Below are 22,670 nucleotides of genomic sequence, written 5' to 3'. Positions count from 1 at the left end.
AAAGCCCGCCCTGGCAGGGCGGGCTCGGTGATCGGCGAGCGGTGATCGGCGACCAGTGATCAGGGCAACGTCAGGATCTCCGCCCCCGTCTCCGTCACCACCAGCGTGTGCTCGAACTGTGCGGTGCGCTTGCGGTCCTTCGTGACGACCGTCCAGCCGTCGTCCCACATGTCGTACTCGTGCGTGCCCAGCGTCAGCATCGGCTCGATGGTGAAGGTCATGCCGGGCTGGATGACCGTCGTCGCGTGCGGGCTGTCGTAGTGCGGGATGATCAGGCCCGAGTGGAAGGACGAGTTGATGCCGTGGCCCGTGAAGTCGCGGACCACGCCGTAGCCGAAGCGCTTGGCGTACGACTCGATCACCCGGCCGATGATGTTGATCTGCCGGCCCGGCTTGACCGCCTTGATCGCGCGGTTCAGGGATTCACGGGTGCGCTCGACGAGCAGGCGGCTCTCCTCGTCCACGTCGCCGACCAGGTACGTGGCGTTGTTGTCGCCGTGCACCCCGCCGATGTACGCCGTCACGTCGAGGTTGATGATGTCGCCGTCGCGCAGGACCGTGGAGTCGGGGATCCCGTGGCAGATCACCTCGTTGACGCTCGTGCACAGGGACTTGGGGAAGTTGCGGTAGCCGAGCGTGGAGGGGTAGGCCCCGTGGTCGCACATGTACTCGTGCGCCACCTTGTCCAGCTCGTCCGTCGTGACGCCGGGCGCGATCAGCTTCGCCGCCTCGGCCATCGCCCGCGCGGCGATACGGCCGGCGACGCGCATCGCCTCGACGGTCTCCGGGGTCTGCACCTCCGGACCCGTGTACGGCGTCGGCGCGGGCTTGCCGACGTACTCGGGGCGACGGATGTTTCCGGGCACGGAACGGGTGGGAGAGAGCTCCCCTGGTACGAGCAGCGACTGGCCAGACATGCCAGCGAGTCTAAGACAGCCGCCATGGGGGACCATGTCCGTGGCGATCCCAGGCGAGAGGAGCCGGTCATGGCCCTGTTCAAGAAGCGCACGGTCGGGAAGCCCGGCGAGTGGTACTACTGCCTCGTGCACAAGAAGGTCGAGGAGGGGCCGGAGTGCCCGGCCAAGGACCGCTTCGGGCCGTACACCAGCCGGCAGGAGGCCCAGCAGGCCATGGACCTCGCGCGCGAACGCAACCTCGAGTGGGAGAACGACCCCCGGTGGCACGACGCCCCGACGGGTCCGGCGGACGACGACTGATCAGGCCTGCGTCGCCCGCGCCGGTGCGGCTGCTGCCGCCGCCCGCTGCTCCCGCAGCCGTACCGCGTGCTCGTTCGTCCGCGCGTCGTACGTCATCAGCTTCGGCAGGCACAGCGCCAGCAGCCCCACCGCGCCCACGCACAGCAGCCCGCCCGACCAGATGGACGCCCGCACGCCCTTCCAGGCCGCGACACCGCCCCCGTAGGTCTGGCCGAGTTGCGGGCCGACCGAGTACGACAGCAGCTCGATCCCGGCGAGCCGGCCGCGCAGCTCGTCCGGGATCGTCTGGTTCCACATCACCCCGCGGAAGATGCCGCTGACCATGTCGGCAGCGCCGCCGACGGTCAGGAACAGCAGCACCAGCCATACGTTCCCCGAGACACCGGCGGCCGCGATGGCCAGGCCCCACAGCGCGGCCGACAGGACCACGACCCGCCCGTGCCGGTGCACCCGCGAGGTCCAGCCGCTGGTCAGGCTCACCAGCATCGCGCCGGCGGGGACGGCGGCATACATCAGGCCGAGCGCCCAGGGGGCGTGCAACTCGTCCGCGAGGAACGGCAGTACGGCGAGCGGCATCGCGAAGAGCATCGCCGCGATGTCGATGACGTACGTGCCGAGGAGCTCCTTGCGGCTCCAGGCGTACCGGGCGCCCTCGACGATCGCCTTGAGGGACGGCTGCGCGGCCTCGTGGGAGGCGGGGGAGGCGGCGATGCCGAGCGTGAGCAGGACGGAGACGACGAAGGTCAGCAGATCCGCGCCGTACGCCCAGCCGAGCCCCGCGTACGCGACGACCACGCCGGCCAGGGCCGGGCCCGCGACACCGCCGACCTGCCAGCGCAGCGCGTTCAGCGAGGCCGCGGCCGGGAGGTGGTCGTGGGCCACGATCCGGGGCAACAGGGCGTCCAGAGCCGGGCGTTGCACCGAGACGAGGGCGGAGGAGAGAGCGGCGACGACGTACAGCGGCCAGACGGTGGGGCTCGGCAGCAGCGCGTTGACCAGCAGTGCCGCGCTGAGCACCGCCTGCCCGGCCTCCGTCCACACGATCAGCTTCCGCTTGTCGAGCGCGTCGGCGAGCGCACCGCCGTACAGCCCGAACACGATCAACGGCACCAGCTCGACGGCCCCGATCGCCCCGACCGCCGCTGCGGACCCGGTCAGCTCCTTGATCTGCACCGGCAGCGCGACGAACGTCAGGAAGCTGCCGAAGGAGGAGATCAGGCCCGCCAGCCACAACCTCCGGAAGTCGGCGGAGGCCCGCCAGGGGGCGAGGTCGGGGAGTACGGCACGGAGGCGGGAGGGTGGGGGAGGGGAAGGGGGAGCTGGGGAAGCGGTGGGGGAGTCGTCCGTCACGAGGGGTCATGCTCGGGTGGCGTGGGGGCGGGGGCAAGCGGTTTTGCGAGCGGCCCGCCGGGGCGGGAGGGTCCGGGTCCCGGCCAGGTCACCAGCGAGCAGGGGGCGGTGCCGTCAGTGACTCCGCCAGCCGTGCCAGTCGGTCCCGGAACCGTCCGCGTCCCCTCGCGGAGGGCACCGCGTTCTCGCCGGCCGCCGCGCTCACCAGGTGCTGCACGGTGTCCAGGTCCAGCTCCGCACCCTCCGGCACGGCCAGCGTCTCGTGGGACATGGCCGTCAGCTCTCCCTCGTCGGCGCCGAGCGCCAGCACCGTCGTACCGGCCCGCCGGGCGTCGTGCACCCGTTCCAGGAGCGGCGCGCCGGGCTCGTGCGGCGACACCACCAGCAGCGTCTCTCCGCGCCGCGCCGCCGCCAATCGCCCCAGGCCGACCGCCAGATGCGCCGGATCCGAGGCGCGCGCGTCATGCCGTACGAGGGTCGGGGCGAGCTCCGGCGTCCCCGACCACGCGGCCTCGTCCACCAGATGGGCCGCCAGATGCCACGGCTCGTACTCCGGTGTGCCGACCAGCAGCAGCCCGCCCCCGTGCGAGACCGCCGACGACCGCAGCGCCCCCGCGAACCGCCGTGTGGCACCCAACCACTCGGTTCCGGCGAGCACTTCGCGCAACAAGGCGACACGTACGGCGTCCATGCGACCGCATCCTGCCGCAATCGGCCACTCGTGACCCGGAGTTCACCACGAATTCGCCCAACCTGGGCATAGGGATCCGTCATCCCACGGGTCACCGGCCATTCGAGGAGCCGCCATGACAGAGACCAGCGTCCCCTTCCGCGCCGGCCGCGAGGGCTACGCGAGTTTCCGCATCCCGGCCGTCGTCGCCACCGCCACCGGCACGCTCCTCGCGTTCTGCGAGGGTCGGGTCGAGTCCGCCGCCGACCACGGGCAGATCGACATCGTGCTGAAGCGGTCCACGGACGGCGGCCGCACCTGGGGCCCCCTCCAGGTGGCCGCCGACAACAACTGGCACCTCGCCGGCAACCCCGCCCCCGTCGTCCTCGACACCGGCCGCATCCTGCTCGTCTACATCCGCAACCACGCCACCGCCACCGAGGCCGCCATCCTGCGCGGCGAGATCAGCGACGCCGACGGCCGCCGGATCTGGGTGCGCCACAGCGACGACGACGGCGCCACCTGGTCCAGCTCGAAGGAGATCACCGCGCAGGTGAAGCGGCCGGGCTGGCGCTGGTACGCCACCACGCCCGGCCACGCGATCCAGCTCAGCACCGGCCGGGTCGTCGTCCCCGCCAACCACACGATCCCGCCCACCGGCGACGACATCGGCACGGAGGCCAGGTACAACAGCGGCCACTGTCTGCTCAGCGACGACCGGGGCGCCACCTGGCGCATCGGCTACGTCGACGAGAACACCGACGGCTACGTCAACGTCAACGAGACCACCGCCGCCGAACTCCCCGACGGCCGTGTCTACTTCAACACCCGCAACGACTCCCCGTCCCCCGGCAATCGCGCCGACGCCTACTCCGAGGACGGCGGCACGACCCTGGTGAAGCCCTTCCGCCCGCAGGCCGGCCTGCCCGCCCCCATCTGCGAGGGCAGCGTCCTGCAGCTCCGCGACCCCGACGTGCTCCTCTTCTCGGGCCCCGCCGACCCCGCCGCCCGCGCCCTGATGACCATCCGCGCCTCCACCGACGGCGGCCTCACCTGGCGGTCCGCGCACACGGTGGACGGTCTGCCCGCCGCGTACTCGGACCTCGTACGCATCGACGACGCGACGGTCGGACTCCTCTACGAGACCGGAGACTTCGGCCCGTACGAGAGCATCACCTTCCGGCGGGTGCCCGTGACGCACCTCACCTGAGCCGTGGGGGCGGGCGGGGGAGCCGTCAAGTCGGCCGACGTAAAGTCGGCCCATGACCTCTACCGACAGTGCACAGCAGCCCACCGACGCTCCCGCGAAGGCCCCGGCCAAGGACCCCTGGGACCTGCCCGACGTCTCCGGGCTCGTCGTCGGCGTGCTCGGCGGGACCGGGCCGCAGGGCAAGGGCCTCGCCTACCGGCTCGCCAAGGCCGGGCAGAAGGTGATCATCGGTTCGAGGGCGGCCGACCGCGCCCAGTCCGCCGCCGACGAGCTCGGGCACGGTGTCGAGGGCGCCGACAACGCCGAGTGCGCGCGGCGCAGCGACATCGTGATCGTCGCCGTGCCGTGGGAGGGCCACGGCAAGACGTTGGAGTCCCTGCGCGAGGAGCTGGCCGGCAAGCTGGTCGTCGACTGCGTCAACCCGCTCGGCTTCGACAAGAAGGGCGCCTACGCCCTGAAGCCGGAGGAGGGCAGCGCCGCCGAGCAGGCCGCCGCCCTGCTGCCGGAGTCCCGGGTGACGGCCGCCTTCCACCATCTGTCGGCGGTGCTGCTCCAGGACCCGGAGATCGACGAGATCGACACCGATGTGATGGTGCTCGGGGAGGTGCGGGCGGACGTGGAGATCGTCCAGGCGCTGGCCGGCCGTATCCCCGGCATGCGCGGGATCTTCGCGGGGCGGCTGCGCAATGCCCACCAGGTGGAGTCGCTGGTCGCGAACCTGATCTCGGTGAACCGGCGCTACAAGGCACACGCGGGGCTCCGCGTCACGGACGTGTGAGGGATGGGGGACACTGGTCGCCGTAGCAGTGTCCCCCGAAGGAGCCGACCGAAATGCCCCGCCTTGGTGTCTATACCCTGATCGTCTGTCTGCTGGCCGTGGCCGCGGCCGTGGTCTCCTTCGCGCAGGGCAGCTGGCTGGGGATCGTGTGGGTGCTGCTGGCCGGGCTGTCGTCGAACATGACCTGGTACTACATCAAGCGCGCCAAGGACGAGCGGCGGGGCTCCGTCACGAGCTGATCGAGCAGTACTCGCTCGTGCCCTGCCAGAAGCGGTAGAGGTCCTGGCCGCAGTAGCGCTCCAGGCCATGGACGCCCAGGCTGTCCAGCAGCGTGTTGATCAGCTGGAAGAACTCTTGGTTCACGGCGGGGAGCATGAGCAGCGCGAACACGAGCAGCAGGCCGAAGGGGGCCAACGGCTCCACCTGGCGCTTGATGTTGTGCGACAGCCAGGGCTCGATCACGCCGTAGCCGTCCAGGCCCGGGACCGGCATGAAGTTCAGGATCGCGGCCGTGACCTGGAGCAGCGCGAGGAAGGCGAGCGCGAACCGGAAGTCCCGGGGGACGCCGTCGAGCGCGTCCAGCCAGAACGGGGCGGTGCACACGACGGCGAAGAGGACGTTCGTCAGCGGGCCTGCCGCGGAGATCAGGCTGTGCCGCCAGCGCCCCCGGATCCGGCCGCGCTCGATGAAGACGGCACCGCCGGGGAGCCCGATGCCGCCCATGATCACGAAGATGACCGGGAGCACGATGCTGAGCAGCGCGTGCGTGTACTTCAGCGGGTTGAGGGTGAGATAGCCCTTCGCGCCGACCGAGGTGTCGCCGCTGTGCAGGGCGGTACGCGCGTGTGCGTACTCGTGCAGACACAGGGACACGATCCAGGCGGCGGTCACGAACAGGAACACGGCGAGGCCGGGCTGCTCGGCGAAGCCGGTCCAGGTGGCCCAGCCCGTCACCGCCGTGACGGCCAGGATCCCGACGAAGACGGGGCTGATCCGCCGGTCGCCGGAGCGGGTGATCGCGGTGGTCATGAGGGCGGGCTCCTGTGGGACGACGGGAGTACGGGGCGTCGGGCCTGCCCGACCGTACCGGGCGTACGGGGAAAACGTCTCGCGGTGGGGTGGTGGTTCCGGGGAGGGTGGGGGCATGGGGCTTTGGCATGTGTTCTACGCGGACTGGCAGATGGGGTGTTGCGGTACGCCGTTCGAGGTGGGGGACGAGGTGAGCTGGCCGCTGCTCCTCAATGACGCCGACGGCGTGCTGGGCGGCGGCTGGCACGACCAGCTCACCAAGATCGCCGGACCGGTGGCGGACCTGCCGGGGGACGACGCGGACCCGGTGCGGATCCTGCGGGAGGAGAGCGGGCTCGTGGTGGCTCTGTACGAGCATCCGGTCGACATCCTCGCGGAGGAGGAGCTGGGCGACGAGCGGCCGGGGGACTGGCTCCGCCTGGTCGGCCTCCTCACGGCCGAGTTCCACGGCGACCCGTGCCTGCCCGAGACGCGCGGCCGGATCCGGGCGATCCAGATCCTGACGCAGGGTTTCGCCGAGATGGCGCCGGGTTTGCTCACGCGGGAGCCGGTCCCCGGGGACCGGTCGCTGCGGGCGGTGTGGAAGTGCCCGAAGTGGTTCGCGGACGCCGACGCGGGCGTGATCGTGACCCTGGAGGTACCGGGCACCGACTCCTGGCTGTCACACGCGGTGCGCGAGGCCCGCGGCCTTCCGCACGAGGGCACGGCACCGGGCGCGGAGGTGACGGGCCTGGCGCCGGCCGCGCTGGCGGAGTTGCTTCAGACCCTGAGCACCGTCCCGGAACGGGGCTGAAGCCCCCGTCCGCTGCTCGCGCGCCGCGCCACGCAACCCTGTGACCGTCCCGACCCGACCAGAGACAATGGACCCCGTGCGCTATCGCATCCTCGGCACCACCCAGGTACTGCGCCCCGACGGCACCCCTGTTCCGGTGGGCGGGGCGCGACTGCGTGCCCTGCTGACCGTGCTGGCGCTGCGGGGCGGGCGGACCGTGCCCGCGAGCCTGCTGGTCGACGAGGTGTGGGACGGGGATCCGCCCGCCGATGCCACGGGCGCGCTCCAGGCGCTGGTCGGACGCTTGCGGCGAGCCCTCGGGGCGGGCGCGATCGTCTCGGCGCAGGGCGGGTACCGGCTCGCCGCCGCGCCCGACGACATCGACCTGCACCGGTTCGAGCGGCTGGCCGGCGAGGGCACGCGCGCGTTGGCCGACGGCGACCCCGCCAAGGCCGCCGTCGTCCTCGACGACGCCCTCGCCCTGTGGCACGGCCCCGCCCTCGCCGACCTCCCCGACCGCACCGCCGAGGCGTCCCGTCAGGAGACCCGGCGCCTGGACGCGCTGCGCGCCCGCCACACCGCCGCCCTCGCCCTCGGCCACGCCGAACAGGCCCTGCCCGAACTGACCGCCCTGTGCGACACCCACCCTCTGGACGAACCCCTCCAGGCGCTGCGCCTGCGCGCCCTGCGCGACGCGGGCCGCACGGCGGAGGCACTGGCCGCCTACGAGGACGTACGACAACTGCTGGCGGACCGGCTCGGGTCGGACCCGGGTCCCGAACTGCGGTCGCTGCACACGCGGTTGCTCCGGCCGACGGAGGACGCGGACGGGGCCGACACCGCTGGGCGAACGCACGACGACGGCTCTGCACCCGCCCGGTCCGCGACGCCCGCCGCCCGCGACGCGACCGACACCCAGGATTGCGGCGGGCCCGACCAGGGCGGGCCTGGCACTCGGGCTCGCGGGGAGGCTGTCGGTGGCGGGGCTGGTGCCTGGGCTCCTGGTGGTCCTGCCCGTGAGGGGGCTGATACCTGGGTCCCTGGTGGTCCCGCCGGCGACGGGCACGACACCCGGGCTCCCGGGGGCGCTGTCAGCGGTGGGGCCGACGCCTGGGCTCCTGGTGGTCCCGCCCGCGAGGCGGCTGACGCCTGGGCTCCCCGTGGTCCCGCCCGGGACGGGCAGGGCACCCGGGCTCCCGCCGGTGCCGACGACGTCGGTCCGGAGGTGGGGCGATCGGTGTCCGGCACCGGTGGTACGGGCGCGTTCCGCGCGGTGGCCGGACCCGGCGTTCCCGTCGACGCCGCCGCTCGTGCCACGGCCGCGCCCGACTCCGGCGCCCTTCACGCCCCCGCGGTCCCCGGCGAGACCCGCACCACCGACCCCACCGCCCACCCGGACGCCGCCCTCCCGACCCCCGGCAACCTCCGCGCCCGCCTCACCTCCTTCGTCGGCCGGGCGACCGATATCGAAGCCATCCGCGTCGACCTCTCCACCGCCCGACTCGTCACCCTGCTCGGCCCCGGCGGTGCCGGGAAGACGCGGCTGTCGCAGGAGGCCGCCGAGAGTGTGCGCGACGATGCCCCGGACGGGGTGTGGCTGGCCGAACTCGCGCCGGTCGACGACCCCGAGGCCGTACCGGAGGCCGTGCTCACCGCTCTCGGTGCCCGTGAGACCGTGCTGTACGGCGCCGGTGCCGAGGCCATGCGGGCCGCGTCCGACCGGTACGGCGACCCCGTCGAGCGGCTCGCCGAGCACTGCGGCAAGCGGCGCATGCTGCTGATCCTCGACAACTGCGAGCACGTCGTCGAGGCCGCCGCCCGGCTCGTGGCGGAGCTGCTGGAGCGCTGCCCGCAGCTGACCGTGCTCGCCACCAGTCGTGAACCCCTCGGCGTACCGGGGGAGTTGCTGCGGCCCGTGGACCCGCTGCCCGAGCCGTTCGCGCTGCGGCTGCTCGCCGACCGGGGCGCCGCGGCCAGGCCGGGCTTCCGGGTCGCGGACGATCCGGAGGCGTGCGCGGAGATCTGCCGGCGGCTCGACGGGCTGCCCCTCGCCATCGAGCTCGCCGCCGCACGCCTGCGCATGTTGACGCCACGTCAGATAGCCGACCGGCTCGACGACCGCTTCCGGCTGCTCACCTCGGGCAGCCGCACCGTGCTGCCCCGCCAGCAGACCCTCAGGGCGGTCGTGGACTGGTCCTGGGAGTTGCTGGACGAGGGTGAACGGGACGTGCTGCGGCGGCTGTCCGTGTTCGCCGGCGGATGCGATCTCGCCGCCGCCGAGGCCGTGTGCGGGCCCGTCGCACTGGAGGCGCTCGGCTCGCTCGTGGACAAGTCCCTGGTGGTGGCCGCCCCTGCGGGGGACGGGGGCATGCGCTACCGGCTGCTGGAGACCGTCGCCGAGTACGCCGGCGAGCGGCTCGACGAGACCGGTCGGCGTGCCGAGGCGGCGCGCGCCCATCTGACGTACTACCGCGAACTCGCCCGCACCACCGAACCGTTGCTGCGCGGTTCCGGCCAGCTCGCCGCCATCCAGCGGCTCGAGCGCGAGAGCGAGAACATCCGCGCCGCCCTGCACCACGCCATCGCCGTACGCGACGAGCAGGAGGCGATGTGCCTGGTGCTGTCGATGGCCTGGTACTGGCAGATGCGCGACCAGCGCATCGTCGCCCGCAACTGGTCCCGCGAGGTCCATGACCTCGGCCCCGACCCCTTCGCCGAGCCCGTCCGGCCCGCCGCCCCGCTGTGGGAGCGCTGCACGGCCACGCCGCCGCCCTGGACCGGCGAGGTCCTGGCGGAGGCCCGGCGCGGCGTCCATCTGGTCCATCTGGCCTGCATGGACACGGAGTTGGACCGCTGGCAGGCGCCCGAGGGGCAGCGGAAACTGCGCGCCGTCGGCGAGGCGTACCGGCCCGGACTCCCGCAGGGATGCCGGTTCCCCGGCTCCCTCTGGTTCTACGCCGTCCTGCTCACCGGGGACATGGCACGGGTGCGGACGATCGTCGACGCCGCTGTGGACACCTGTCGCGGCGTGCCCGGATACGAGTGGGACCTCGCCGCCGCCCTCCATATGCGGGCCAATCTGCTCGCCAACCGCACCGAGTGGGCGGGCGACGCCACCCGAGACGCCGACGAGGCGCTTGCCATCTACGGCCGCCTCGGCGATCGGTGGGGCACCGCGGAGGCGTTCGCCGCGCGCGCCGAAGGGCGTGAGCGCAGGGGCGACTACCGTGCGGCCGCCGCCGACTACGAGGCGGCGATGGAGCACGCCGAAGGTCTCGGCGCCCGCGCCCAGATGGGCGTGCTCAGCGCCCGGCTCGGCAGCGTCCTGATCGAGGCGGGCGAGGCCGAGCGCGGAGAGCGCCTGCTGCGCGAGGTCATCGACCAGGCGGCCGGCCCGAACGACCAGTCGATGCCCTTCGCCCGGCTGATCCTGGCCGGCCGGCTCGGCATGAGCGAACGGATCCCCGAGGCGCGTGAGCAACTCCGGCTGCTGCGCGAGCAGTTCAAGATCGCCCACTTCGTCATCTTCGACGCCTTCATCCTCGGCGCGGAGGCCTGGCTGGACGCGGCCGACGGCCGCTACCCGCAGTCCCTGGACCGGATCAGGCGGGCGCTGGAACGCGCCGAGGACCCGCTGTCCGAGGCCATCGCCCCGCAGATGCGCTCGGCGTATCTGACCACCGCCGCGTATGCCCTCGCCGGCATCGACGGCGGCGGCCGGGCCCACGACGCCGCCCGCTGCCTCGGCGCCGCAGACGCGCTGCTGCCACCGCGGCACGTCGCGACGTCCCAGGAGCGCGAGGTGTATGAACGGGCCGTGCAGCGCACGCGCGCCGCGCTCGGCGACGCGGCGTACGAGGCGGCGTACGCGGAGGGCGGCGGCCTCTCCGCCCGGGAGGCCGCCGCCCTGGTCTGACGACACCGACTCCGACGACACCGACTCCGACGCACACCGAGGCGGAGCCGGATGCGTCAGCTCTTCGTCCGGAACTTGTGGATCGCGATCGGCGCCATCACCGCCGTGATCGCCACCGACCAGCCCAGCGTCACCCACAGGTCGTGCGCGACCGGCCCGCCCACCATCAGTCCGCGCGCGGCGTCGGCGAGCGTGGACAGCGGGTTGTAGTCGGTGAACGCCTGCAGCCAGCCCGGCATCGACGTCGTCGGCGCGAAGATCGACGAGCCGAACTGCAGCGGGAACAACACCAGGAAGCCCATCGCCTGCACGGACTGCGCGTTCTTCATGATCACGCCCAGGGTGAGGAACACCCACATGATCGACGAGGCGAACGCCGTGGACAGGGCCACGGTGGCGAACAGCCCGGGCCAGTTGGTGATGTCGAACCCGACCGCCACGGAGACGATCATCAGCACGGTGGTCGCGAACAGCATCCGCAGCAGCTCCACCGAGATCTTCGCGAAGAGCACCGAGCCGCGCCCGATCGGCAGGGACCGGAAGCGGTCCATGCCACCGGAGTTGAAGTCCTGGCTGAAGCCGGTGCCGACGCCCTGGGACAGCGTCATGCTCATCATCGCGATCATGCCGGGGATCACGTACTGCACGTACTGGTCCTGCCCGCCGCCCAGCGCCTGCCCGATCGAGCCGCCGAAGACGAACACGAACAGCAGGGTGAAGATGACCGGCATCAGCAGCGCGTCGGCCATCGACTCCGGGTCCTGGCGGATCCACAGCAGGTTGCGGCGGACGAGGGCGCCGGTGTGCCGCAGATGCCCGCGCAGCGAGATGCGGGCGTCGTCGGTGGTAGCGGCGGTGGGGAGAGTGGTGGCGGCGCTCATACGGCGACCTCCTCGCGGTCGTCGGTGGGCACGGTGTCCTGCGGGGCACTGGCGCGATGGCCGGTGAGGGAGAGGAACACCTCGTCCAGGCTGGGCAGTTCGGTGCTGATGGAGCCGAGCGTGATGCCGCGGGCGGTGACGGCGCCGACGACGGCGGTCAGCTGCTCGTCGCTCAGGATCGGCACCAGGAGGGTGCCGGTGGCGGTGTCCACGGTCGTGGTCGCGAGGCCGGTGATGCCGAGGTCGTCGAGATACCCGGCGAGGGGCCGCAGCTGCAAGGCGTCCACCGGCCGGACCCGCAGCGTCCGCCCGCCGACCTTGGCCTTCAGCTCCTCGATGCCCCCGCCCGCGATGACCTTGCCCCGGTCGACGACGGTCAGTTCGGAGGCGAGCTGCTCGGCCTCCTCCATGTACTGGGTGGTCAGCAGCACGGTCACGCCGTCCCCGACCATGGCCTTGACCTCGTCCCACACCTCGTTGCGGGTCCGGGGGTCGAGCCCCGTGGTCGGCTCGTCGAGGAACAGCACGGCCGGCCGTCCGATCATGGAGGCCGCCAGGTCGAGCCGCCGCCGCATACCGCCGGAGTAGGTGCTGGCGGGCCGCTTGGCCGCCTCGGTCAGCGAGAACCGCTCCAGCAACGCGTCGGCACGCGTGCGTGCCTCCTTGCGGGGCAGGTCCAGGAGCCGCCCGATGAGATACAGGTTCTCCCACCCCGGGAGCTTCTCGTCGACGGAGGCGTACTGCCCGGTCAGCCCGATCACCCGGCGCAACTGCCGAGGCTGCCGTACGGCGTCGTATCCGGCGACCGTGGCCTGCCCGGAGTCCGGTGCCAGCAGCGTGGACAGGATCCGCACGAGGGTCGTCTTCCCGGCCCCGTTCGGCCCGAGCACCCCCATGACGGTGCCCTCGCGCACGTCCAGGTCCACACCGTCCAGAGCCTTGGTCTCGCCGTAGTGCTTGACCAACCCCCGCACAGAGACGGCGGTGCTCACGCCGCTCGGGTTCTTGTCGATTCGCGTCATGGGGATGACGGTGTCAGGGCACACCGACAAACGACCGACAGATCACCGACAGGCCCGACAGATCACCGACAGGGCGTACAGGTTCAGCGGAAGGGGGCGTCCGGTGATCACCGGACGCCCCCTTCGACGCAGGACTCGCAGGACTCGCAGGACCCGTAGGACTCGCGGACCTCAGTACCGAACCGTCTCGGCCTGCTGCGGAACATGCCCCGCGACCACGCGCTCCCGACCGGCCCGCGGAGCGACCCGGCGCCGGTCCACCGCGTACGCGGCCCCCGCGACCCCGAGCCCGAGCACGGCCAGCGCCGCGCCGGCCAGGGCCGGGGACGTCACGCCGAAGCCGGCGGCGAGGGCGAGGCCGCCGATCCAGGCGCCGCCCGCGTTCGCGAGGTTGAAGGCCGCCTGGTTGGCGGAGGAGGCGAGGGACGGGGCCGACGACGCCTTCTCCATCACCATCAGGTTGAGCGGGGAACCGGTCACGAACGCCGCCATGCCGAGCAACGTCACCGCCAGGGCCGCGCTCCATGCCGTCGACATCAGCAGCGGGAACAGGGCCAGTACCGCGGCCAGCGAGATCAGGCCGCCGAACAGGGTCCTGCGCATCGAGTGGTCCGCCAGGCGTCCGCCCAGCAGGTTGCCGATGGTCGCGCCCACGCCGAACAGCGCCAGCAGCAGCGTCACGCTGGCGTCGGCGTACCCGGCGGAGTCGGTCAGCATCGGCGTGATGTAGCTGTACGCGGCGAACAGCGCGCCGAAGCCCGCGACCGTCGTGCCGAGGGCGAGCCACACCGGCAGGGAGCGCAACGCCGCCAGCTCACCGCGCAGACCGACGGGCTGAGCGGCGTCCGCCTCGGCGCGCGGGATCAGCAGCGCCAGCGACGCCATGGCCGCCAGACCGATCGTGCTCACACCGAGGAAGGTCGCCCGCCAGCCCAGGTGCTGTCCCATCAGGGTGGCCACCGGCACGCCGGCGACATTGGCCACCGTCAGACCCAGGAACATCAGCGACACGGAGCGGGCCTTGCGCTCCGGCGCGACCATGTTCGTCGCCACGACCGCGCCGACGCCGAAGAAGGCGCCGTGCGGCAGTCCGCTCAGGAAGCGGGCGGCCACCAGCCAGTGGTAGTCGGGGGCGAAGGCGGACAGCGCGTTGCCCGCGACGAACAGGGCCATCAGGCCGATCAGGACGGTGCGGCGCGGCATGCGCGCCGTGACCGCCGCCAGCAGCGGGGCGCCGATCACGACGCCGAGCGCGTACGCCGAGACCAGATGCCCGGCGGTGGGGATGGATATGTGCAGGTCGTTCGCGACTTCGGGCAGGAGGCCCATCATCACGAACTCGGTGGTACCGATGCCGAAGGCGCCGACGGCGAGGGCGAGCAGGGCCAGGGGCATGAAAGCAGCCGTGCCTTTCGAGGGAGAGCGGAGTTCCGGATTTCCGGACGAAGCTTATGTTCATCGTCGGAACAAAGGCTCTCAGCCCCAGTATTCCCTCTGGTTACGAGGACGTGTCGACCTTCACACGAGCGGCCACCGGGAGGTGGTCACTCCCCGTCTCCGGCAGCGTCCACGAGCTCTCCGGCTCCAGGCCCTTCACCATGATCTGGTCGATCCGTGCCATCGGGAACGACGCCGGCCAGCTGAACCCGAACCCGCTGCCCGCCGCGCCCTGCGTGGAGCGCATCTGGGCGGTGACGGCGTTGAGCGCGCGGTCGTTCATCGTGCCGTTCAGGTCGCCGAGCAGGACCACCTGCTGCAGCTGCTCGTCGGCGATGGCCTCGCCCAGCGCGTTGGCACTCTTGTCGCGCTGCCGGGCGGTGAACCCGGCCTCCACCTTCACCCGCACCGACGGCAGGTGGGCGACGTACACCGCGACCTGCCCGGACGGCGTCGTCACCGTAGCTCGCATGGCACGGACCCAGCCCAGCTTGATGTCGACCGGCTTGACGCCGCTCAGCGGGTACTTGCTCCACAGCCCGACGGTGCCCTGCACCGAGTGGTACCTGTACGTCGAGGCCAGTGCCTTCTCGTACGTCGGGACCGCGCCGGCCGTCAGCTCCTCCAGGGCCACCACGTCCGCGCCGGACGCGGCGACGTCGCGGGCGGTGCCGGACGGATCGGCGTTGTCCGCGTTGACGTTGTGCGTGGCCACCGTGAGGTCGCCGCCGGCGCCGGTCCGGTCGACGAGGAGGCCGCCGAAGAGGTTCAGCCACACGATCGCCGGGAGCAGCACGGCGATGAGCGCGGTCGCGGACCTGCGGACCAGGGCCAGCAGGAGCAGCACCGGGATGAACAGACCCAGCCAGGGCAGGAACGTCTCGGTCAGGCTGCCGAGGTTGCCCACCGCGTTCGGGATCTGCGCGTGCAGCAGCATCACCAGGGCCAGGATCACCGCGAGGGCGGCCGCCACGATGCCGCGCCGCCAGATGCGTGGGTCGCCGCGCAAGCCCGCCACCAGGCCCTTCAGGCGGTCCATCAGGCGCCGAAGCCCAGATTCCCGGCGCTCGGGCCCCGAGCCGCCGTTGTCCGTCTCCGTCACGTACGCCTGCTGCGCCATACCGTCGCCTCACTACCTGCCGTGCACACCGTCGTCCCCCCGCGCCCAAAGAAACCCTAGGGGATGATCGGCCTCGTTCCTGCCGTACTCATGACGGCCGTACGGGGGCGAGGACGTACAAGTCGGCTTCACGAGTTCCGACTACGGCGAGGGAAAGCGCGCTCTGTGACGAAAGGCGCACATGCGATCTACGGAGTGCGCGAACTGACGGGCCGTAGACCTTCGAGCACGGCGTCGACCATCTGCTCCGCCAGCCCCTGCGGCAGCTCGGCGTCCGGGCGCATGACGGCACGCACCAGCATCGGGCCGAAGATCATGTCGTTCATCACGTCGACGTCGATGTCCGTGCGCAGTTCGCCGTTCTCCTGCCCGCGGCGCAGGATCGCGTGCTGTTTCCTGCGCCGCGGCTCGACGACGATCGCGTGATAGGCGGTCCAGATCTTCGGACTGCTCTTCATCTGGGCGATGACGTTGTGCAGGAGCACCGACGAACGGGTCATCAGACCGCGCCTGCGCAACTGCTCCATGAGCGCCACGAGATCGTCGCGCACCGACGTGCCGGGCAGTTCGGGGTCCGGAGGTTCGGCGGCCCGCACGACGTCGACGAACAGCTCCTCCTTGCCGCTCCAGCGGCGGTAGATGGTGGCCTTGCCGACGCCGACGGTGCGGGCGATGCGCTCGATGGACAGCTCCGCGAGCGGCACGCCCTCCTCCAGCAGCTTGATGACGCCCTCGATGATGGACCGCTCCACGGACTCGCTGCGGGGGCGGCCCCGGGCGGGTCCGTCCTGCCGGGGATGGCTGTCGGCGAGGCTCACTTGGGTCGGTCCTTTCGATGGGCTGTGCTGATTCTCCCTGGTGTACGGCGGTGTACGGCGACGGCGGGTGCGAAGCGTGTCGGCGTGTGCCCGCTCCGCTCCTACTCCGCGGCCGCCAACTCCCGCTCCGTCTCATCCTCCTGAGGTGCCGTCGGCCGCCCCGGCAGGAACAGCGCAACGACCACCGCGCCGAGCACCGCGACGCCCGCACCCCACAGCGCGGTGACGTGCATGGCGTGCAGGAAGGCGTCGTGGGCCGGTCCGACGAGGGCCTCGCCCCGCGTGCCGAGCCGGTCGGCGACGCCGAGCGTGGCCTCGATGGACTCACCCGCCGTGTGCCGTACGCCCTCCGGAAGCACCGTGAGCTTGTCCTCGATGCCGCCGCGGTACGCCGTCGACAGGACCGAACCCAGTACGGCGATGCCGAGCGCGCCGCCGACCTGGCGGAAGGTGTTGCTGAGGGCGGAGGCGGAGCCGGCCTTCTCGCGGGGCATGGCCTGCATGATGACGACGCTGATCGGCGTCATGATGTGCGCCATGGCGGCGCCCATCAGGAAGAACACGACCTCCAGGAGCCAGATCGGCGTGTCCGCCTCGAACGTGGCGAACGCGGCCAGGGTGGCGGCGATGAGCAGCATGGCCCCCGTGGTCGTGGCCCGGTTCCCGAACCGGTCGACGACGAGCCGGGCGCGCGGCGCGAAGATCATCTGGGCGGCGGCGAGCGGCAGCATCAGCAGGCCGGTCTGCAGGGGCGAGTAGCCGCGCACGCTCTGGGTGTAGAAGACCGAGAAGAAGGTCACGCCCATGAGGGCGAAGAAGACCAGCGCGATGACGCCGATCGCGGCCGAGAAGACCTTGTTCTTGAAGTACGTGACGTCGATGGACGGATGGTCGCTGCGCTTCTCGAACACGACGAAGGCGACGAGGACGGCGAGTCCGGCGGCGATCGTCGCGAGGACCGTCACGTCCGTGAAGTCGGCGAGCTGGCCGCCCTTGATGATGCCGTAGACGAGCAGGACGAGCCCGACGACGGAGAGCACGACGCCGATCGGGTCGATCCGCCCCGGCTTCGGATCACGCGAGTCCGGCACCAGCCACAGCATCAGCGCGAGCGCGAGCAGCACGATCGGCACGTTGATGAGGAAGACGGACCCCCACCAGAAGTGGTCGAGCAGCACACCGCCCGTGATGGGCCCGATGGCGATGGCGAGTCCGACGCCGCCGGCCCAGATGCCGATGGCCTTGGGCTGCTCGTCGCGCTCGAAGACGTTCATGAGGACGGCGAGGGTGGCCGGCATGACGAAGGCGGCACCGAGACCCATCACCGCGCGGAAGGCGATGAGCTCGCCGGGTGAGCCGGAGAACGCGGCGAGGGCGGAGCCGATGCCGAAGACCGCGAGACCGCCGAGCAGGACCTTCTTGCGGCCGAGCCGGTCGCCGAGGATGCCCGCGCTGAACAGCAGGCCGGCGAAGACGAGGGTGTAGGCGTTGATCGCCCACTCCAGCTCGCTCTGGGTGGCGCCCAGGCCGGTCGGCGCGGGCGTCGAGATGGTCTTGATGGCGACGTTCAGGATCGAGTTGTCGAGGACGACGATCAGCAGGCTCAGCATCAGCACGCCGAGGATCGCCCAGCGGCGCCGGTGCACGGCTTCCGGTATGCGGGGGCCGGTGTCAGGGGCGGGAGAAGTCATGCCGTCGAGCCTAGGGGATTTACGATACGACACCGTCTCGTATCGTAAATTTTTGCCGAGACCTTACGCGGAAAGAACGCGCACGGCTGCACGGGCGGAACGCACATGGACTGCACGGGGCAGAACTCACACGGGGTGGCCTAGCCCTCCCTGGCACGAAGTGCCACCATGGAGGGGATCCGGGGACGCCGTCAGGGCGCCTCGAGATGACAGAAGGAGCCGTTGCAATGACGCAGCTTTCGGCTGCCCAGACGCCTCAGGCGAAGCCCTCCGACGGTAGCAAGGCGCTGTACGGGGGGAAGGGCACCCGCCGCATCACTGTTCGGGACATCGCCCTCGCCAAGGAGCGGGGCGAGAAGTGGCCCATGCTTACCGCCTACGACGCGATGACCGCGTCCGTCTTCGACGAGGCCGGCATCCCGGTCATGCTCGTCGGCGACTCGGCGGGCAACTGCCACCTCGGCTACGACACGACCGTCCCCGTCACGCTCGACGAGATGACCATGCTGTCCGCCGCCGTCGTACGGGGCACCTCGCGCGCCCTGATCGTCGGCGACCTGCCCTTCGGCTCGTACCAGGAGGGCCCGGTGCAGGCGCTGCGCTCGGCGACCCGGCTGGTGAAGGAGGCGGGCGTCGGCGCCGTGAAGCTGGAGGGCGGCGAGCGCTCGCACGACCAGATCCGGCTGCTGGTCGAGTCCGGCATCCCGGTCATGGCCCACATCGGCCTGACCCCCCAGTCCGTCAACGCCATGGGCTACCGCGTCCAGGGCCGTGGCGAGGAGGCGGCCCAGCAACTGCTGCGCGACGCGAAGTCCGTCCAGGACGCGGGCGCGTTCGCGGTCGTCCTGGAACTGGTACCGGCGGAGCTCGCGGCCGAGGTCACCCGTGTCCTGCACATCCCGACGGTCGGCATCGGCGCCGGAGCCGAGACGGACGCGCAGGTCCTGGTCTGGACGGACATGCTGGGCCTGACCGGCGGCCGCGTCCCCAAGTTCGTGAAGCAGTACGCCAACCTCCGCGAGGTCATGGGCAACGCGGCGAAGGCGTTCGCGGACGACGTGGTCGGCGGAACGTTCCCCCTGGAGGAGCACTCCGTCCACTGAGCCCTTCCTGGGCTCGGAACCGCTCCGGGCTCGGACCGTTCCGGGTTCGGAACCCCCTGAACCACTGCGGCACCAAAGCGCCCCGCCGATCTTCCCCCGTCGGCGGGGCGCCCCTTTGTGCGGCCGAGCCGCCGGTCAGCGGCGGCGGTACGACTCCACGTAACCGCTCGCCGGCGTGCCCACGCCCGTCACGTCGTCGTAGCCCTTCACGGCCTGCAGTGAGCTGTCCTTGCCGAGGGATCGTACGGACGTGGTCAGGCCGCCCGTCGCGTCATAGCCGTTGACGTAGTCGACGCGTGCCACCGCGAGCCCGGAGCCCGTCGGGTTGTCCGTGACGTCGTGGTAGGCCTTCGAGCCGTACCTCGCGTAGAGCGCGGGGTTGGCGAAGCCGAGCGGCTTGCCGCCGCGCGCCTCCTGCGCCAGGGCCTGGACGGCCGCGATCACCGGCGAGGCGAGCGAGGTGCCGCCGAGGCGGTACTCGTCGTAGGCCTGCGTCTTGCCGTCCGGCATGGTCTGCGTCTGGCCCACCAGGAACCCGGTGTTCGGGTCGGCGATCGCCGCGATGTCCGGGACGACGCGGTTGCCGGCGGAGTTGTACGCCTTTGCCAGCGCGTCCGGCACGACGCCCTTCTGCCAGTACGGCTGGGCGACCGTCCTGCTGGTGCCGCCGCCCGCGCCGGAGTTGAAGGCGCCGGGGAAGTCGACCCAGCTCTTGCCGTCGCCCGACAGAACCGCCTTTTCCGTGCCCCAGCCGGTCTCCCACAGGTACTTGTCACCCTTGCCGACCGCCAGCGACGTGCCGCCGACCGCCGTCACCCACGCCGAACTCGCCGGGATGTCGACCTGCTTGGTGCCGCTGCTCGCGACCTCGTCGCCGTCGTCGCCGGAGGAGTAGTAGAAGCCGATGCCCTCGACCGCGCCGAACTGGAAGACCTGGTCGTAGGCGGCCGCGAGGTCCGGCGTCTGGGCGGCCTCGACCTCGCCCCAGGAGTTGGAGACGATGTCGGCGAGATGGTTGTCGACGATCTTGCTGAGCGAGTCCAGCAGGTCCTCGTCGTAGCAGGAGGCGGCGCCCACGTACGTGATCTGCGCGCCGGGCGCGACCGCGTGCACGGCCTCGACGTCGAGGGTCTCCTCGCCGTACCAGCCGGCGGCGCCGCACTCGTCGGTCCGCGTGTACTTCGCGGGCAGGACCTGGCGCAACTGGCCGCTGGTGTAGGCCGCGTCGCCGTTCCTCTTCGCGTAGGTGGCCGCGTCGAAGGCGATGGTCGGGGAGGCGTACGCGTCGGTGATGGCGATGCGCACGCCCTTGCCGGTGCGTGTGCCGGCGCCGTACGCCGCGCGCAGCTGCTTGCCGGTGTAGCCCTTGACGGCGTACGGGATCTTCGTGCCGTACGCGTCCGGCAGCGTGCTCGCCACGTTCGAGCCGTGGTACGTCGAGAACGGCCCGGCGTTGCGGAACACGGTCTCCGGCGGCGGGAGCTGGTCCTGGTGGCTCGCCAGGTGCGGCGCGTTGTCCAGGCCCGTGACGGTCAGCACGGCGTCCCTCACGCTGTCCGGCACCGAGGCGGTCGTCGTGGGCGCGCGGTAAGTCCTCGCGCCCTTGGTGTAGTTGTGCAGCTGCGTGCCGAACGCCTTCTCCGCGGCGGCCACCTCGCCGGTGACGGCGACATAGTGCTGCGTGACGTCCGTGACCTTCAGGCCCGCCGACGTCAACCAGCCCTTGACTGCGGCCACTTGGGCCCTGGTCGCGCCGAAGCGGGCCTGGGCCTGGTCGGCGCTCAGGTACTTGCCGTACGACGCCGAGCTCGGGTCCGACACGGCCTTCGCCCATGCGGCGAGGCCGGCCGCGTCCCGGCCCCGGAGGTAGACCCGTACGGAGACCTTGGCGCTGTCCGAGGCCGAGCCCCGGTCGGCCTTGGCCGTGGCCCAGGCGGGCTTGGTGCCGGAGAGCGTGCCCCGGCCCTGCTGGTCCGCGGCGTGCGCCGCCGGTATGCCGAGCGTCAGCGCGCCGGTGAGCAGAGGCAGTGTCGCCGCCATGCTCACCGAGGCGCGCAGCGCGGCGCGTCGATATCTCATGGAACCCCCTGTGCGGTTCGTGTGTGCGAGTGGATCACCCGACGGTGGCCACTTAAGCGACGAACCGTTCAGGCCAGGTCAATGCCCGGCCCAAGAAGGTCCCAACTAACCTAATGACAAAGCCATTTCACGAGCAGCCCAGGCGCTACGACCGCGGCTTCGCGCCCCGCTCCTTCAGCATGTCCGACATCAGGTCGATCTCCGACTGCTGCCCGTCGACCATGCCCTGCGCGAGCCGCTTCTCCACGTCGACCGCGCACTTGTCGACACAGCCCTCGGCCATGTGGATGCCGCCCTTGTGATGGTCCGTCATCAACTGGAGATAGAAGATCTCGGCCTGCTTGCCGCTGAGAGTGCCGAGCTTCTTCATCTCCGTGTTGGTCGCCATGCCCGGCATCAGCGCGCCGTCCTTGCCGGAGGCCATGTCGCCCATGCCCATCCAGGTCATCGGCGCGTCCGACGACACCTTCGGCGCCCCCCACAGGTCCAGCCAGCCCAACAGCATGCCGCGCTGGTTGGCCTGCGTCTGGGCGATGTCGTACGCGAGCCGCCGTACCTCTTCGTCCTTCGTGCGGTCGCGCACGATGTACGACATCTCCACGGCCTGCTGGTGGTGCACCGCCATGTCGCGTGCGAACCCGGCGTCCGCCGAGTCGGCGCTCGGCGTACTGCTCGAACCACCGTCCTCGGCGACCGCGTAGGTGATCGCGCCGGCCGCGACGAGCACTGCCGCCGCGGTTCCCGCTGTCCAGCCGACGTGCTGCTTCACTCCGACAGACCGCCCGTGCACGCCGCGCCGGGCTCGGGCGTCTGCTTGCCCTGGACGTACGTCTCGAAGAACTTGTTCACGTTCGGGTCGCTCGCGCTCGTCACCGTGCGCTGATGGCCCCACGCGGTGAGCATGATCGGGTCCTTCTGGTTGTCGTCCGGGCTCATCAGCGTGTACGGCGTCTTCTTCACCTTCGCCGCCAGCGCCTCGACATCGGCCTTGGACGCCTTGGAGGTGTACGTCACCCACACCGCGCCGTGCTCCAGCGAGTGCACGGCGTGCTCGTTCTTGAGCTCCTTGGTGTAGACGTCGCCGTTGCAGTTCATCCACACCTGGTTGTGGTCGCCGCCGACCGGGGGCTCCGAGGGGTACTTCACGCTCTTGGCGACGTGGGTGCGGCCCAGCGTCCCTTCCCAGGTCTTCACGCCGTCCTTGCCGGTCACGAACTTGCCGGTGGTCTTGGCGTCGGCCGCGGTGTCGCTCTTGTCGGACTGCGACCGGACCAGCACGACACCACCGACGACGAGACCGGCGACGATCACCACGCTGGCCGTGATCGTGAGGATGCGGTTGCGGCGCTCACGGGCCTGCTCGGCACGCCGCATCTCCTCTATTCGCGCCTTGCGCGAAGCGTTGCCCTTGTTCTTGGCGGAGCCCATGAGGTGTGGTCCTTCTGGGGAAAGGGACGGTCGGGTCCGCTGATCGTAATGGGGAAGGTGTGCCCTCTCGTAGAGAGGGCCCAGGAAAGTCCGGATCGGGACTACCCGTCCGACCGGCCGACAGTCGGCGGGGAAGGTGCGCCGGATAT

20 protein-coding genes are annotated in these 22,670 nt (G+C 71.4%); 7 read left to right on the top strand and 13 right to left on the bottom strand.

Annotated features, from left to right (window positions below; genetic code table 11):
* Positions 1 to 59: 59 nt before the first annotated feature.
* A complete protein-coding gene (gene map, locus EHO50_RS42425; protein WP_128437227.1) occupies positions 60 to 917 on the bottom strand; it encodes a type I methionyl aminopeptidase in 858 nt (285 codons plus the stop codon).
* Positions 918 to 986: 69 nt separating this feature from the next.
* On the opposite strand from map, the gene EHO50_RS42420 reads away from it, so the two are divergent.
* A complete protein-coding gene (locus EHO50_RS42420) occupies positions 987 to 1,217 on the top strand; it encodes a hypothetical protein (protein WP_048587224.1) in 231 nt (76 codons plus the stop codon).
* Here EHO50_RS42420 and EHO50_RS42415 read toward each other — a convergent pair whose 3' ends face one another.
* Both EHO50_RS42415 and EHO50_RS42410 read right to left on the bottom strand, forming a co-directional pair.
* The gene (locus EHO50_RS42415; RefSeq protein WP_128437225.1) at positions 1,218 to 2,567 is read right to left on the bottom strand and encodes an MFS transporter; all 1,350 of its coding nucleotides are present in this window, start codon (positions 2,565 to 2,567) and stop codon (positions 1,218 to 1,220) included. It abuts the gene before it with no gap.
* A gap of 88 nt (positions 2,568 to 2,655) precedes the next feature.
* The gene (locus tag EHO50_RS42410) at positions 2,656 to 3,258 is read right to left on the bottom strand and encodes a hypothetical protein (protein WP_128437224.1); all 603 of its coding nucleotides are present in this window, start codon (positions 3,256 to 3,258) and stop codon (positions 2,656 to 2,658) included.
* A gap of 115 nt (positions 3,259 to 3,373) precedes the next feature.
* Between EHO50_RS42410 and EHO50_RS42405 the strand changes: the two genes are divergently transcribed.
* Genes EHO50_RS42405 through EHO50_RS42395 form a run of 3 tightly spaced genes read left to right on the top strand, consistent with a single transcriptional unit; the run spans position 3,374 to position 5,464 of the window.
* Positions 3,374 to 4,447 (top strand): sialidase family protein, encoded by a 1,074-nt coding sequence (locus EHO50_RS42405; protein ID WP_128437223.1) that lies wholly within the window; start codon positions 3,374 to 3,376, stop codon positions 4,445 to 4,447.
* A 52-nt stretch (positions 4,448 to 4,499) separates the two neighbouring features.
* Positions 4,500 to 5,225, top strand: a complete 726-nt coding sequence (gene npdG / locus EHO50_RS42400; protein WP_128437222.1) for an NADPH-dependent F420 reductase — start codon at positions 4,500 to 4,502, stop codon at positions 5,223 to 5,225.
* Between the two features lie 53 nt (positions 5,226 to 5,278).
* Entirely contained in the window at positions 5,279 to 5,464 is a 186-nt protein-coding gene (locus EHO50_RS42395) for a hypothetical protein (protein WP_128437221.1), read from the top strand.
* Here EHO50_RS42395 and EHO50_RS42390 read toward each other — a convergent pair.
* Positions 5,454 to 6,254 (bottom strand): site-2 protease family protein, encoded by an 801-nt coding sequence (locus tag EHO50_RS42390; protein WP_128437220.1) that lies wholly within the window; start codon positions 6,252 to 6,254, stop codon positions 5,454 to 5,456. The genes EHO50_RS42395 and EHO50_RS42390 overlap by 11 nt on opposite strands.
* 115 nt (positions 6,255 to 6,369) lie before the next feature.
* On the opposite strand from EHO50_RS42390, the gene EHO50_RS42385 reads away from it, so the two are divergent.
* On the top strand, positions 6,370 to 7,047 hold the full coding sequence (locus EHO50_RS42385) for a DUF6578 domain-containing protein (RefSeq protein WP_128437219.1): 678 nt from the start codon (positions 6,370 to 6,372) through the stop codon (positions 7,045 to 7,047).
* 67 nt (positions 7,048 to 7,114) lie between these two features.
* Positions 7,115 to 10,942, top strand: coding sequence for an AfsR/SARP family transcriptional regulator (locus EHO50_RS42380; RefSeq protein WP_128437218.1), 3,828 nt, complete (start codon positions 7,115 to 7,117; stop codon positions 10,940 to 10,942).
* Positions 10,943 to 10,998: 56 nt separating this feature from the next.
* Here EHO50_RS42380 and EHO50_RS42375 read toward each other — a convergent pair whose 3' ends face one another.
* The 6 genes from EHO50_RS42375 to EHO50_RS42350 all read right to left on the bottom strand — a co-directional run bounded on the left by EHO50_RS42375 (position 10,999) and on the right by EHO50_RS42350 (position 17,911).
* Positions 10,999 to 11,823, bottom strand: coding sequence for an ABC transporter permease (locus EHO50_RS42375; protein ID WP_128437217.1), 825 nt, complete (start codon positions 11,821 to 11,823; stop codon positions 10,999 to 11,001).
* Positions 11,820 to 12,845 (bottom strand): ATP-binding cassette domain-containing protein, encoded by a 1,026-nt coding sequence (locus EHO50_RS42370; RefSeq protein WP_164905112.1) that lies wholly within the window; start codon positions 12,843 to 12,845, stop codon positions 11,820 to 11,822. The genes EHO50_RS42375 and EHO50_RS42370 overlap by 4 nt, the downstream gene beginning before the upstream one ends.
* A 171-nt stretch (positions 12,846 to 13,016) precedes the next feature.
* The gene (locus tag EHO50_RS42365; RefSeq protein ID WP_128437215.1) at positions 13,017 to 14,240 is read right to left on the bottom strand and encodes an MFS transporter; all 1,224 of its coding nucleotides are present in this window, start codon (positions 14,238 to 14,240) and stop codon (positions 13,017 to 13,019) included.
* A 103-nt stretch (positions 14,241 to 14,343) separates the two neighbouring features.
* On the bottom strand, positions 14,344 to 15,321 hold the full coding sequence (locus tag EHO50_RS42360) for an endonuclease/exonuclease/phosphatase family protein (RefSeq protein WP_425472375.1): 978 nt from the start codon (positions 15,319 to 15,321) through the stop codon (positions 14,344 to 14,346).
* Positions 15,322 to 15,590: 269 nt separating this feature from the next.
* Complete coding sequence (locus EHO50_RS42355) at positions 15,591 to 16,220, bottom strand: TetR/AcrR family transcriptional regulator (protein WP_128437213.1); 630 nt, start codon at positions 16,218 to 16,220, stop codon at positions 15,591 to 15,593.
* A 101-nt stretch (positions 16,221 to 16,321) separates the two neighbouring features.
* A complete protein-coding gene (locus tag EHO50_RS42350) occupies positions 16,322 to 17,911 on the bottom strand; it encodes an MFS transporter (RefSeq protein ID WP_128437212.1) in 1,590 nt (529 codons plus the stop codon).
* 227 nt (positions 17,912 to 18,138) lie between these two features.
* Between EHO50_RS42350 and panB the strand changes: the two genes are divergently transcribed.
* The gene (gene panB, locus EHO50_RS42345; RefSeq protein ID WP_128437211.1) at positions 18,139 to 19,014 is read left to right on the top strand and encodes a 3-methyl-2-oxobutanoate hydroxymethyltransferase; all 876 of its coding nucleotides are present in this window, start codon (positions 18,139 to 18,141) and stop codon (positions 19,012 to 19,014) included.
* A gap of 135 nt (positions 19,015 to 19,149) precedes the next feature.
* Here panB and EHO50_RS42340 read toward each other — a convergent pair whose 3' ends face one another.
* The 3 genes from EHO50_RS42340 to EHO50_RS42330 all read right to left on the bottom strand — a co-directional run bounded on the left by EHO50_RS42340 (position 19,150) and on the right by EHO50_RS42330 (position 22,521).
* Positions 19,150 to 21,093 carry a S53 family peptidase gene (locus tag EHO50_RS42340; RefSeq protein WP_128437210.1) on the bottom strand — a complete coding sequence of 648 codons (1,944 nt, stop codon included), beginning with the start codon at positions 21,091 to 21,093 and terminating at the stop codon, positions 19,150 to 19,152.
* Between the two features lie 145 nt (positions 21,094 to 21,238).
* A complete protein-coding gene (locus EHO50_RS42335; RefSeq protein WP_128437209.1) occupies positions 21,239 to 21,862 on the bottom strand; it encodes a DUF305 domain-containing protein in 624 nt (207 codons plus the stop codon).
* Positions 21,859 to 22,521: a thioredoxin-like domain-containing protein gene (locus EHO50_RS42330; RefSeq protein WP_128437208.1), complete on the bottom strand. Its 663-nt coding sequence runs from the start codon at positions 22,519 to 22,521 to the stop codon at positions 21,859 to 21,861. Before EHO50_RS42330 ends, EHO50_RS42335 begins: the two co-directional genes overlap by 4 nt.
* Positions 22,522 to 22,670 lie beyond the last annotated feature (149 nt).

The organism is Streptomyces cyaneus (assembly GCF_004028635.1).
Lineage (GTDB): Bacteria > Actinomycetota > Actinomycetes > Streptomycetales > Streptomycetaceae > Streptomyces > Streptomyces cyaneus.
The sequence above is the reverse complement of the archived record's forward strand: the minus strand, read 5'-3'. Positions and strand labels throughout refer to the sequence as shown.

Coding starts and splice junctions, on each gene's coding strand:
- EHO50_RS42375 (WP_128437217.1), bottom strand. CDS start 11,823: ATGAGCGCCGCCACCACTCTCCCCACCGCCGCTACCACCGACGACGCC.
- EHO50_RS42390 (WP_128437220.1), bottom strand. CDS start 6,254: ATGACCACCGCGATCACCCGCTCCGGCGACCGGCGGATCAGCCCCGTC.
- EHO50_RS42360 (WP_425472375.1), bottom strand. CDS start 15,321: ATGGACCGCCTGAAGGGCCTGGTGGCGGGCTTGCGCGGCGACCCACGC.
- npdG (WP_128437222.1), top strand. CDS start 4,500: ATGACCTCTACCGACAGTGCACAGCAGCCCACCGACGCTCCCGCGAAG.
- EHO50_RS42410 (WP_128437224.1), bottom strand. CDS start 3,258: ATGGACGCCGTACGTGTCGCCTTGTTGCGCGAAGTGCTCGCCGGAACC.
- EHO50_RS42340 (WP_128437210.1), bottom strand. CDS start 21,093: ATGAGATATCGACGCGCCGCGCTGCGCGCCTCGGTGAGCATGGCGGCG.
- EHO50_RS42405 (WP_128437223.1), top strand. CDS start 3,374: ATGACAGAGACCAGCGTCCCCTTCCGCGCCGGCCGCGAGGGCTACGCG.
- panB (WP_128437211.1), top strand. CDS start 18,139: ATGACGCAGCTTTCGGCTGCCCAGACGCCTCAGGCGAAGCCCTCCGAC.
- EHO50_RS42350 (WP_128437212.1), bottom strand. CDS start 17,911: ATGACTTCTCCCGCCCCTGACACCGGCCCCCGCATACCGGAAGCCGTG.
- map (WP_128437227.1), bottom strand. CDS start 917: ATGTCTGGCCAGTCGCTGCTCGTACCAGGGGAGCTCTCTCCCACCCGT.
- EHO50_RS42365 (WP_128437215.1), bottom strand. CDS start 14,240: ATGCCCCTGGCCCTGCTCGCCCTCGCCGTCGGCGCCTTCGGCATCGGT.
- EHO50_RS42370 (WP_164905112.1), bottom strand. CDS start 12,845: ATGACGCGAATCGACAAGAACCCGAGCGGCGTGAGCACCGCCGTCTCT.
- EHO50_RS42380 (WP_128437218.1), top strand. CDS start 7,115: ATGGACCCCGTGCGCTATCGCATCCTCGGCACCACCCAGGTACTGCGC.
- EHO50_RS42385 (WP_128437219.1), top strand. CDS start 6,370: ATGGGGCTTTGGCATGTGTTCTACGCGGACTGGCAGATGGGGTGTTGC.
- EHO50_RS42395 (WP_128437221.1), top strand. CDS start 5,279: ATGCCCCGCCTTGGTGTCTATACCCTGATCGTCTGTCTGCTGGCCGTG.
- EHO50_RS42330 (WP_128437208.1), bottom strand. CDS start 22,521: ATGGGCTCCGCCAAGAACAAGGGCAACGCTTCGCGCAAGGCGCGAATA.
- EHO50_RS42420 (WP_048587224.1), top strand. CDS start 987: ATGGCCCTGTTCAAGAAGCGCACGGTCGGGAAGCCCGGCGAGTGGTAC.